9 protein-coding genes and 1 pseudogene are annotated in these 8871 nt (G+C 73.2%); 3 read left to right on the plus strand and 7 right to left on the minus strand.

Translation table 11 applies throughout. The features are described 5' to 3' along the window. On the plus strand, positions 1-180 hold a 180-nt coding region (locus tag ACFQ11_RS36225), incomplete at its 5' end, for a hypothetical protein (RefSeq protein WP_378307215.1). Positions 181-202: 22 nt separating this feature from the next. Here the strand turns inward: ACFQ11_RS36225 and ACFQ11_RS36230 are convergent. From ACFQ11_RS36230 to ACFQ11_RS36255, 6 genes are all read right to left on the minus strand, one after another. After that, complete coding sequence (locus ACFQ11_RS36230; RefSeq protein WP_378307217.1) at positions 203-754, minus strand: Clp protease N-terminal domain-containing protein; 552 nt, start codon at positions 752-754, stop codon at positions 203-205. 3 nt (positions 755-757) lie between these two features. Beyond that, positions 758-994: a helix-turn-helix domain-containing protein gene (locus ACFQ11_RS36235; protein WP_378307219.1), complete on the minus strand. Its 237-nt coding sequence runs from the start codon at positions 992-994 to the stop codon at positions 758-760. Between the two features lie 68 nt (positions 995-1062). Then, positions 1063-2082, minus strand: a complete 1020-nt coding sequence (locus ACFQ11_RS36240; protein ID WP_378307221.1) for a CNNM domain-containing protein — start codon at positions 2080-2082, stop codon at positions 1063-1065. Beyond that, a complete protein-coding gene (locus ACFQ11_RS36245; protein WP_378307223.1) occupies positions 2079-3473 on the minus strand; it encodes a hemolysin family protein in 1395 nt (464 codons plus the stop codon). Before ACFQ11_RS36245 ends, ACFQ11_RS36240 begins: the two co-directional genes overlap by 4 nt. Before the next feature lie 278 nt (positions 3474-3751). Further along, the gene (locus ACFQ11_RS36250; protein ID WP_378307225.1) at positions 3752-4081 is read right to left on the minus strand and encodes a histone-like nucleoid-structuring protein Lsr2; all 330 of its coding nucleotides are present in this window, start codon (positions 4079-4081) and stop codon (positions 3752-3754) included. A gap of 15 nt (positions 4082-4096) precedes the next feature. Next, positions 4097-4453 (minus strand): histone-like nucleoid-structuring protein Lsr2, encoded by a 357-nt coding sequence (locus ACFQ11_RS36255; RefSeq protein WP_378307227.1) that lies wholly within the window; start codon positions 4451-4453, stop codon positions 4097-4099. Between the two features lie 267 nt (positions 4454-4720). On the opposite strand from ACFQ11_RS36255, the gene ACFQ11_RS36260 reads away from it, so the two are divergent. Beyond that, positions 4721-6823: a catalase gene (locus tag ACFQ11_RS36260; protein WP_378307231.1), complete on the plus strand. Its 2103-nt coding sequence runs from the start codon at positions 4721-4723 to the stop codon at positions 6821-6823. A gap of 106 nt (positions 6824-6929) precedes the next feature. Here the strand turns inward: ACFQ11_RS36260 and ACFQ11_RS36265 are convergent, their stop codons facing one another. Further along, positions 6930-8126, minus strand: a complete 1197-nt coding sequence (locus tag ACFQ11_RS36265) for a zinc-dependent alcohol dehydrogenase (protein WP_378307229.1) — start codon at positions 8124-8126, stop codon at positions 6930-6932. A 201-nt stretch (positions 8127-8327) separates the two neighbouring features. Here ACFQ11_RS36265 and ACFQ11_RS36270 point away from each other — a divergent pair. Further along, positions 8328-8871 (plus strand): annotated as a pseudogene (locus ACFQ11_RS36270) (hypothetical protein); the annotation flags it as partial.

Genomic DNA, 8871 nt, shown 5'->3' on the forward strand with positions numbered 1-8871 from the left:
CGGGACGCGCCGCGCCCCGGGGCCGACCCGCCGGACGCGCCCGCGGACGTGCCCGCCGGTGGGCCCGCGCGGCCGCGCGACCCGTCGTGGATCGAGGCCGAGTGCCGGCGACGGTTCCCGGGGGACCCGGTCCGCACGCGCGCCTGCGTCGCCGCCCTCCGGTCGCGTTTCGGCGGCTGACCGGCGGCCCGCCGCGGCGGGCTCAGGCCGCCTTGGACGTCAGCAGGCGGGTGATGCCGGTGCGGAGTTCGCCGACGTCCGCGCCCGTCTCCCACGCGAGCCGCACCGCGCGGAAGTCGTCGTCGTGGAGGACGCCGAGCAGGATGTGCCCGGTGCCGATGGTGTTGTGCTTGAGGCGTATCGCGTGCCGCAGGCTCAGTTCCAGTGCCTTCTTCGCCTCCTTGGCGAACGGCAGGTGGCCCTTGCGCCGCGCGCGCTCGGCGGGCGGGGAGTCCAGCGCGCCCTCCCCGAAGCTGTCCTCGGCGGCCCGGCGGACGGCGTCGAGGTCGATGCCGATGGCGCGCAGTGCCTCGGGGTCCAGGTCGCCGTCCCGCCCGCCCACGGCGGCGACGCGGGCGCGCAGGGAGGCGACGGTCAGCCCGTGGGCGCGGAGGGTCCGGGCGGTGCCGTCGTCGGCGTCGAGGAGCGCGAGCAGGACGTGCTCGGTGCCGATGCGCCCGTGGCCGAGGTCGCGGGCCTGCGCCTGGGCGGCGACGACGGCCTCCCGGGCGTCCTTGGTGAACCGTTCGAACATTCTCTACCGCTCCTTCGTCGGGAGGAGGCGGCGCCCGCCGCCGTGCTTCTTGTGGACCGCCTGCCGGCTCACGCCGAGGTGGTCCGCGATCTCCTGCCAGGACCAGCCGCGCTCGCGGGCCGAGGCGACCTGGAGGGCCTCCAGGCGTTCGGCCAGCTCCCGCAGCGCCCGGACGGCCCGCAGCCCCACGGCCGGGTCCTGGCTGCCCGCCTCTCTGGCGAGCGTCACTCCGTCGCTCATGGTGTCAATGTAAGTTGACACACGGGGCGTGTCAACTAGCGTTGACATCCGCCCGTGGCGCCCGGGGTTCAGCGGACGGCGAGCAACGTGGTGAGCAGATCGTCCAGGCTGACGACGCCCGTCACGCGGCCCTCCGCGTCGACCGCGAGCCCGAGGTGGCTGTGCTGCGCCCGCAGCGTCGCGACCGCTTCGCCGACCGGGGTGGCGAGCGGCATCGCCGGCACCGGATGGGCCAGCTCGCCCGCGCGGGCGTCCCGGCCGCGCGCCCGCGCGAGGTAGGCGTCCCGGACGTGCACCATGCGCGCCCGTCCGGACCGGTCGAAGCCGCGCAGCATGATCCGGATCCGGCCGGTCCGCGCGGCCGTGTCGATCACCTCCTGCGGGGTCGCGTCCGCCGGGACGGACACGATGTCGGCGACCGGGACGACCAGGCTCGCCAGCGGTGCGCGCGGGGCGTCCAGCGCCGCCGTCAGCAGCGTCAGGTCCGTCTCCCCGATCAGCCCGAGCCGCCGCGACTCCACCGCGATGTTGCGGAGCTGCTCGGGCGTGCGCGGCGCCTCCCGCGTCGCGGTGGGCCGGACGCCGATCGCCCGCAGCAGCAGGTTCGTCCCGCCGTTCAGCGCGGCCAGCGCCGGCCGCATCACGATGCTGAACACCCGGAACGGCGGCCCCAGGATCGTCGCCGACCGCTCCGGTGCGGTGATCGCCCACGACTTCGGCGCCATCTCGCCGACCACCATGTGCAGGAACGTCACCAGCGCCAGCGCGAGGACGAACGCCACCGCGTGCGACGCGCCGTCGGGGAGCCCTGCGGCGTGCGCGAGCGGCCGCAGGGTCTCGGCGAACACCGGTTCCGACACCAGGCCGAGCCCCAGCGAGCACATCGTGATCCCGAGCTGCGCGCCCGCGAGCGTCAGCGTCAGCTCGTCGATGCCCGCCACCGCCGTGCCCGCGGCCCGGCTGCCGCGCGCCGCCGCCCGCTCCAGCCGGGGCCGCTTCGCCGCCACCAGCGCGAACTCGGTGGCGACGAAGAAGCCGTTTCCGGCCAGCAGGGCGAGCGTCACGACGCCGCCGAGCGCGAGGTTCACCGCCGCCCCCTCTCGCCGCCGCGCGCCGGCCCGCCGCCGTTCCCGTCCCCGTCCCGGTGCCCGTCCTCGTGCCCGGCCGCGACGGTGCGGACCCGGATGAGCCCCGGGACGTGCCGCCGGACGGTCAGCACCTCGACGATCGCGGTGCGCGCGGGTTCGTCCAGCCGCGTCCGCGGCAGCGCGACGTCGACCACGTCGCCGGGCCGGGCGACGCGGCCGAGCCGCTTCAGCAGCAGGCCCGCGACGGTCTCGTAGTCGCCCTCCGGCAGCGCGATCCCCGTCTCGTGCTCGACCTCGTCCACCCGCAGCCCGGCATCGGTGGTCCACCACTCGCCGCGCCGGATCGCCAGATCCTCCTCCGGCTCGTTCTCGTCCGCGATCTCGCCGACCAGCTCCTCGGCGACGTCCTCCCATGTGATGAGCCCCGCGAAGCCGCCGTACTCGTCCACCACGCAGGCGAGCGTCTCGCGGGCGCCCTGCAGCCGCAGCACCACCTCCGGCAGCGGCAGCGAGGACGGCAGCAGCAGCGGCGGCCGGGCGATCTCGCCGACCCGCGTGCGGGCCGCCGCCCCGGGCGGCAGCGGCACCAGCTCCTCCAGCCCGACCACCCCGACCACGTCGTCGACGCCCGCGCCGACCACGGGGAACCGGGACCGGCCGGTCGCGGAGATGACCTCGTCGAGGTCGGCGGCGCGGGCGGTCGCCGGCACCGTCACGACGTCCACCCGGGGCACCATGACCTCCTCGGCGTCCCGATCGGAGAACGCCAGCGCGCGCTCCAGCAGGTCGGCGTGGCCCTCCTGCAACTGCTCGCCGGACTCGCCGATGATGTGCCCCAGCTCCTCCAGCGTCGCGCCGTGGTGCAGCTCCTCGACCGGCTCGATGCCCGCCGTGCGCAGCAGGCGGTTCGCCGACGTGTCGAACAGCCGGATCAGCGGCGCCGCCACCGCGAGGTACACGAGGGTCGACCCGGCCAGGGCGCGCGCCAGCGACTCGGACCTCGCCAGCGCCAGGTTCTTCGGGAACAGCTCGCCGAGCACCATCTGGACCACCGTGGCGAGCGCGAAGCCCAGCGCCACCGCGACGCCGCCCGTCGCGCCCTCCGGCACCCCGGCCGCCGTCAGCGCGGGCGCGATCAGGTCGGCGAGCGCGGGCTTGGCGATGTACCCGACGACCAGCGCGGTGACGGTGATGCCGAGCTGCGCGCCCGACAGCATGAACGACAGCCGCCCCATCACCCGCACGGCCCGCGCGGCCGCGCGGTCGCCCTCGGCGGCGCGCTGGTCCATCGCCGGGCGGTCCGCGGTGACGAACGCGAACTCCTGCGCGACGAAGTACCCGGTCGCGGCAGTCAGCAGCAGGACGGCCAGCAGGCCGAGCGCGGCGTCCACCTCGGGCGCCCCCCTTCCACGTCCATCCGATGACTCCCTACCCGCCCGCCGCCCGCCTTCGCGTCCGCCCGGGGGCGAGGGGACGCGCGATTAAGGCGAGCCGTCAGTGATTGGTTACATATGCGGCAATTGTCCGGGGATTGTGGCGGCGACGGAAAGAAATGCCGAACCGCGCTTCCGGTCGCGCCGGGCGACGCATGCGCGAGGCCGGGGTGATGAGAATTTCACCCCGGCCTCCGGAAGGCGCCGAACGCCGCCGCGTGCGCGGCGCGCCCGCGCTAGTGCGCGGCCTCGTACTTCTCGATCACGTGGGCGGGGATACGGCCCCGCTCATTGACCTTGATGCCCCGGTTCTTCGCCCACTCGCGAATCTCGGCGGAGCGCTCGCGGCTGTTCGCGGTACGGGTGCCCCGGGCCGTGCGCCCGGTCGTCTTGCGCGCCTTGCGGGCGCCCGCCACGAACGGCTCCAGGCCCGCGCGGAGCTTGTCGGCGTTCTTCTTGCTCAGGTCGATCTCGTACGTGGTCCCATCGAGGGAAAAGCTGACGGTCTCGTCGGCCTCTCCGCCGTCGATGTCGTCCACGAGCAGGACTTCGACCTTCTGTGCCATGCGGGGACTCCCTAACTATGCGTCCGGCTTCGCGTCCGGATGAGCCTCGATGAATGCAGCATAGACCTCATCAGATATCTTGCCACGTTCGGAGACTTCGACGCCCTCTCGCAATGCCCACGAGCGCACATCCGCGTTCGTGTAGCCCTTGATCTTCGCGGTGCGGGACTTGCGTCCCTTCCCCGCGGGCTTGACCTCGGCGGCGTTCTCGATGAACGGCGCGAGACCGTCCAGCAACTCGTTCAGGCGCTTGTAGTTGTCGTCGCTCAAGTCGATCGTGAACGTACGACCCAGGACTTCGAAGTCCCGCTTGTCGACATCGGACCCTTCGGACCCGTCGATGTCGTCCACCCGAATGACCTTCTCGGCCATGTGTGCTCCGTGTTCCTTCCCCTCGCCGACGCGGCGTCCATGACCGTAGCGGATTCCCGGACCCGACGAGTCATCGCGGCGCGCGGCGACACGGAAAAGGGAGCCGGACGGCGCTCTCCCGCCCCCGCGGACGTCCGGCGCGGCCGGCGCGGAGACCCGGCACGACCGAGGCCCGCCAAAGTTCCGGTCAAGACGGGCATGTCGCCGTTTCGGTCGGGTAGCGGCGATCACGGAGAGACTCACCCGCGCATGTCACGAGGAGCGATGATGGTCGACGGCGGCCGCGACGAGAAGCAGGAACAACTGGACCGGTGGCGGGTGAGCCCGGAAGGCGCGGGGCTCACGACCGACCAGGGCATCCCGGTGGACGACACCGACAACTCGCTCTCCGTCGGGGAGCGCGGCCCCAGCCTGCTCGAGGACTTCCACCTCCGCGAGAAGATCACCCACTTCGACCACGAGCGGATTCCCGAACGGGTCGTGCACGCGCGCGGCTCGGGCGCCTACGGCCACTTCAGGGTCACCGATCCGCTCACCGACTACACGACGGCCGAGTTCCTGTGCGACACGTCGCTCACCACGCCGGTGTTCGTCCGGTTCTCGACGGTCGCCGGTTCGCGCGGATCGGCCGACACCGTCCGGGACGTCCGCGGGTTCGCGACGAAGTTCTACACGCGGCAGGGCAACTTCGACCTCGTCGGCAACAACATGCCCGTGTTCTTCATCCAGGACGGCATCAAGTTCCCCGATTTCGTGCACGCGGTGAAGCCCGAGCCGGCCAGCGAGATCCCGCAGGCGCAGTCGGCGCACGACACGCTGTGGGACTTCGTCCAGCTCCAGCCCGAGACGATGCACATGATGATGTGGCTGATGTCGGACCGGGCGATCCCGCGCAGCTACGCGATGATGCAGGGATTCGGCGTCCACACGTTCCGGCTGGTCAACGCCGAGGGGCGCCCGACGTTCGTGAAGTTCCACTGGAAGCCGGTGCTCGGCACGCACTCCCTGGCGTGGGACGAGACCCAGAAGATCGGCGGAAAGGACCCCGACTTCAACCGCCGCGACCTGTGGGACCGCATCGAGGCGGGCGCGTTCCCCGAATTCGAGCTGGGCGTGCAGCTCGTACCGGCCGAGGACGAGCACAAGTTCGGCTTCGACCTGCTCGACCCCACGAAGATCATCCCGGAGGAGGAGGTGCCGGTGCGGCCGGTCGGCCGGATGACGCTGAACCGCAACCCCGACAACTTCTTCGCCGAGACCGAGCAGGTCGCCTTCCACATCGGCAACGTCGTCCCCGGCATCGACTTCACCAACGACCCGCTGCTGCAGGCGCGGCTGTTCTCCTACCTGGACACGCAGCTGATCCGGCTCGGCGGGCCGAACTTCCCGCAGATCCCGGTGAACCGGCCGGTGGCGCCGGTCCGCAACCACCACCGCGACGGCTACCACCAGATGGAGATCAACGGGGCCCGGTCCGCCTACCACAAGAACAGCCTGTCGGGCGGCTGCCCGGCCGTGGGCGGCGAGGGCTCCTTCACCCACTACCAGGAGCGGGTCGACGGCGCCAAGATCCGCAAGCGGAGCGACAGCTTCCAGGACCACTACTCCCAGGCGACGCTGTTCTGGAACAGCATGGCCGACTGGGAGAAGGAGCACATCGTCGGCGCGTTCCGCTTCGAGCTCGGCAAGTGCGAGCAGAAGCAGATCCGCGAGGGCGTCGTCGCCCACCTGAACCACGTCGACCACGACCTCGCGGTCGCCGTCGCGAAGGGGATCGGCGTCGACCCGCCCGGCGAGGCGGTGATCGCCAACCACGGCCGCAGCTCGCCCGCGCTGAGCCAGGCGAACGCGCCGGCCGAGTCCGTGCAGGGCCGCAAGATCGCGGTGCTCGTCGCCGACGGCGTCGACTCGGCGGCGGTCGCGGCGGTGGGCGGCGCGTTCACCGAGCGGGGCGCGATCGTCGAGGTGCTCGCGGCCGAGGACGGGTTCGTCCAGGCGGCCAACGGCGGCCAGGTCGAGGTCACCAAGGCGATGCCGACCATGGCGTCCGTGCTGTACGACGCGGTGCTCGTCCCCGGGGGCGAGGCGAGCGTGCGGACCCTCGCCGAGAACGGCGACGCGGTGCACTTCGTCGCCGAGGCGTTCGTCCACTGCAAGGCGGTCGGCGCGCTCGACGAGGGCATCGGCCTGCTCGAGCGGGCGGGGCTCACCGGGGTGCGGTTCGCCGGCGAGAGCGCGGGCGGCGACGCCGTCGTGGACCAGGGCGTCGTCACGGCGCGCGGCCCCGGCGGCGACTTCGCCGCGCGGTTCGTCGACGCGGTCGCCGCGCACCGGCATTGGACCCGCAAGAAGAGCCACGTGCCCGCCTGAGACCGGGGGCCCGGACGGGCCCGGTGCGGTGCGCTCGGGGGCGCACCGCACCGGGCCTTCGCTTCGCCGGGAACGTCCGTCCGGACGGACGTTCCCGGCGGCGGTGTCAGGACGCGCGCTCCCCGGGCCGCAGCAGCACCTTGATGGCCCCGTCCCGCTTCTTCTGGAACATCTCGTAGGCCTCGGGGGCCTTCTCCAGCGGCATCCGGTGCGTGGCCAGGTCCATGACCCCGAGCGGGTCGGCGTCGTCGGACACCAGCGGCAGCAGGTCGTCGATCCACGCGTGGACGTGGGCCTGGCCCATCCGGAGCGTGATGCCCTTGTCGAACATCCGCAGCATCGGCATCGGGTCGGTCATCCCGCCGTACACGCCGATCACCGAGATCGTCCCGCCCCGGCGGACGACCTCGATCGCCGTCAGCAGCGCCGCGAGCCGGTCCACCCCGACGCGCGACATGAGCGGCGCGGCCGTGTTGCCGGGCAGCATCCCGGTCAGCGTCTGCGCGATCTTCGCGCCGGGGGAGCCGTGCGCCTCCATCCCGACCGCGTCGATCACCGAGTCGGTGCCGCGGCCGCCGGTGAACTGCCGCACCGCGTCCGCCACGTCGCCGGCGTCCGCGGAGTCGATCACCTCGATCCCGTGCCGGCGCGCCATCTCGAGCCGTTCCGGGACGACGTCCACGCCGATCACCCGGTGACCGCGGTGCCGGGCGATGCGCGCGCACATCTGGCCGATGGGGCCGAGGCCGAGCACGGTCACCGACCCGTCCTTCGGGACGCCGGCCCACTCCACGGCCTGCCACGAGGTGGGCAGGACGTCCGACAGGTACACGAAGCGCTCGTCCGGCGGGCCCTCCGGCACCTTGATCGGCCCGAAGTGCGCCTGCGGCACCCGCAGGTACTCGGCCTGGCCGCCCGGGACCTGCCCGTACAGCCGGGTGTAGCCGAACAGCGCCGCGCCCGTGCCCTGCTCGCGCACCTGGGTCGTCTCGCACTGCGCGAAGAGCTTCCGCTCGCACATGTAGCAGTGCCCGCACGCGATGTTGAACGGAATGACCACGCGGTCGCCGGGCTTGACGTGCTTCACGTCCGGGCCGGTCTCCTCGACGATCCCCATCGGCTCGTGGCCCAGGACGTCCCCCTCGCTGAGGAACGGGCCGAGCACCTCGTACAGGTGCAGGTCCGAGCCGCAGATTCCGGACGAGGTCACCCGGATGATCGCGTCGTCGGGCTCCTTGAGCTCCGGGTCGGGGACGTTCTCGACGCGGACGTCCCGCCTGCCGTGCCAGGTCACAGCCTTCATCGTCGCCCTCCTTGAAGCGGGGTACAGCACGGCCCTACCCGGCCCGGCAGGGCGAAACGTGTGATAACGGGCGCCGGGGCCGGGGTCTATTGACACCCCGGAACGAGCCGTACACGATTGTGCCGTTGATTTGCGGCACATAGGTTCGCGACAGGGTCGGCCGTCCGGGGGCGGCGGCGGCTCCGGGAGGGGGACGGCACGATGAGCGTTCTCGGTGACGTCGCCGCCGGCGGCGGCACGACCCGCGGCACCGCCCGCGGCGCCCCCGGCCTCGGCGGGGCGCTGCGCCGGGCCCTGCCCGAGATCGCCGCCGAGGCGGTCGCGGAGATCCGGCGGGAGGTCCCCGACTACGCCGATCCGCGCTGCCGCGACGCGCTCGACCTCGTCGTCGGCTGCGCGCTCGGCGGCTTCGCCGACCTGGTCGAACGGCCCGGCGACCCGGACCCGGAGCTGCCGGAGTTCTTCCGCCGGGTCGGTGCCGCGGAGGAGCACGAGGGGCGCGGCGCCGCCGCGTGGGAGCACGCCGTCAACGTGGGCGCCCGCGTCGCCGTCCGCCGCCTCACGCGCGTCCTCGACGAGCTCGACGCGGGCGGCGGCGCCGGCGCGGGAGTGCCGGCGGGGCTGTACGGCGAGATCGTCGGCGGGCTCTTCCCCTACCTGAACCGGCTCACGGCCGCCGCCGCGCGGGCCCGCGCCGACCCGGCGGGCGACCCCGCCGGCCTGGTCCGGCGCCGCCGCCGCGACC

This window comes from Actinomadura sediminis (assembly GCF_042675525.1).
GTDB classification, from domain to species: Bacteria; Actinomycetota; Actinomycetes; order Streptosporangiales; family Streptosporangiaceae; genus Spirillospora; species Spirillospora sediminis.

Coding starts and splice junctions, on each gene's coding strand:
- ACFQ11_RS36255 (WP_378307227.1), bottom strand. CDS start 4,453: ATGGCCGAGAAGGTCATTCGGGTGGACGACATCGACGGGTCCGAAGGG.
- ACFQ11_RS36260 (WP_378307231.1), top strand. CDS start 4,721: ATGGTCGACGGCGGCCGCGACGAGAAGCAGGAACAACTGGACCGGTGG.
- ACFQ11_RS36265 (WP_378307229.1), bottom strand. CDS start 8,126: ATGAAGGCTGTGACCTGGCACGGCAGGCGGGACGTCCGCGTCGAGAAC.
- ACFQ11_RS36230 (WP_378307217.1), bottom strand. CDS start 754: ATGTTCGAACGGTTCACCAAGGACGCCCGGGAGGCCGTCGTCGCCGCC.
- ACFQ11_RS36250 (WP_378307225.1), bottom strand. CDS start 4,081: ATGGCACAGAAGGTCGAAGTCCTGCTCGTGGACGACATCGACGGCGGA.
- ACFQ11_RS36235 (WP_378307219.1), bottom strand. CDS start 994: ATGAGCGACGGAGTGACGCTCGCCAGAGAGGCGGGCAGCCAGGACCCG.